Source organism: Rufibacter ruber (genome assembly GCF_001647275.1).
GTDB lineage: Bacteria > Bacteroidota > Bacteroidia > Cytophagales > Hymenobacteraceae > Nibribacter > Nibribacter ruber_C.
Window position 1 is genome coordinate 1 of sequence record NZ_LRMM01000146.1, and the last position, 1,913, is coordinate 1,913.

Annotated in this window: 2 protein-coding genes; both read left to right on the forward strand. The window is 42.3% G+C overall.

Features of this window, described 5'->3' with window-relative positions; translation table 11 throughout:
- On the forward strand, positions 1–241 hold a 241-nt coding region (locus A8O25_RS23620; RefSeq protein WP_206598740.1), incomplete at its 5' end, for a hypothetical protein.
- Between the two features lie 548 nt (positions 242–789).
- On the forward strand, positions 790–1,389 hold the full coding sequence (locus tag A8O25_RS22245; protein WP_066839859.1) for a hypothetical protein: 600 nt from the start codon (positions 790–792) through the stop codon (positions 1,387–1,389).
- Positions 1,390–1,913: the final 524 nt, after the last annotated feature.

A 1,913-nucleotide genomic window follows, 5' to 3' on the forward strand; every position in this document is an offset into this window, starting at 1 on the left:
TACCGGCAAAAGTTGCAGAAGAGGAATAGACGTTGCGTTTGAGCAAGAATTGACCGGCAATGCGTGCGCCCGACTTCGGGAATGCGTTTCTGGCCTCGTTTCCGGAAATGGGGCCAAAAGCGGACGGGCAAGAAAAGATTCGATTGCGCTCGGTAAGCTGTTTTCGGCCTCGTTTTCTGAAATCAGGCCAAAAACGGAAAAGCGCAGAAGTGCAGGTCGCGCAAGAAAAAACATGAACTAACAACGCATAAACGTCACCTTGGCCGACGGCCTGCGGCGTCGTTTATACCAGTACGTTAGGTCTAATTTTAAACATGAAGAACCTTTCTACTCGCTTTGCAGAAGAATAATCAGCAAGAGTAGCAAAAGCTGAAAAAATCTCATATGAATTAGAAGAAGTCAGCAAAAAATTTGATTACCTTAACAAAAGTTGGAGAACGCCGACCGACTTTGACCAGCAAGAGAGGCAGAAGTAGGAGAAGAGGAATTGAAGTGACGTTTGCGCAAAAAGAATTTATCAGCAATGCGCGCAGGCCGACTTCAGGAATGCGTTTTCGGCCTGGATTTCCGAAATAAGAGCAAAAACGGACGGACAGGAAAATTAAAAGAAAGAAAATGGATTGCGTTCGTCAAGCTGTTTTCGGGCTCGTTCCTGAAAATCAGGCCAAAAACAGAAAAAAGCCGTTCAGTCTTTGCAAAGAAAAAACTAGACCTAACAAGGTGTAAACGTCAGCCTTCGGCCGACGGCCTCGCCCGCCGCTTACACTAGACGTTAGGCGAAAAAAAATTATGATACCTAAAGCAGCAACAGAACTTCCAGAAGAAATAAGTCAACTAATTTCTTTAGTAGGAGAACGATGGAAAGAATTCAATAAAAACAACCTGTTTGATATTAAGATTTTAGAATATTGGGAGACACTCATAAAAGAATGGGCAAGGGATGCTACAATGCCATTATTTGTAAGAAAGTCAAGACAAACTAGAGGGGGAATAGTAATACATAAAACCAAAAGGGAAATTATATTTTGCGATAATACCACAGCACATTGGGTAGCAGAAAAAATATTTAAGAAAGAGATTGTCAATTTACAAGAAATAAAAATCCTCCTCGAAGAAGACCAAATACCCTTCAAATTTGCACCTGTAAAAGGTGAACAGGAAAATGCTAAATATAAATGCATTTCTAAAAACACACTAACTAAATTAGGCTGGAAGCTTTGCCATATTGAAGGAGTGCGCCTGAAAAACGCCAGAGATGTAGAAAATGTAGATATTCAAGTATTGGAAGAACACTTTATTCGATTTCTAAACCCCAAAAATTTTTTTATGTTACCTAAACATATAGGAGGACTTGGAGAAGTGAATTTATTCATTGAGAAACAAAAATAAATTTCTCCGCCTAACAATGTGCATAAGCCATGCTTCGGCCGACGGCCTCGCCCGTCGTTTATACTAGACGTTAGTTCATATTTTAGATATCTACCGCTTCGCTAAACTCTGCAGAAGAAACAGCAGAAGTTCTAAAAAAGAAACATGCAAAGTTGCACGCGCCACATAAAAACACCGGCAAAAGGATTTAGATTAGCTTATTAAAAGCCAGAGGACGCACCTCGACTACCGGCAAAAGTTGCAGAAGAGGAATAGACGTTGCGTTTGAGCAAGAATTGACCGGCAATGCGTGCGCCCGACTTCGGGAATGCGTTTCTGGCCTCGTTTCCGGAAATGGGGCCAAAAGCGGACGGGCAAGAAAAGATTCGATTGCGCTCGGTAAGCTGTTTTCGGCCTCGTTTTCTGAAATCAGGCCAAAAACGGAAAAGCGCAGAAGTGCAGGTCGCGCAAGAAAAAACATGAACTAACAACGCATAAACGTCACCTTGGCCGACGGCCTGCGGCGTCGTTTATACCAGTACGTT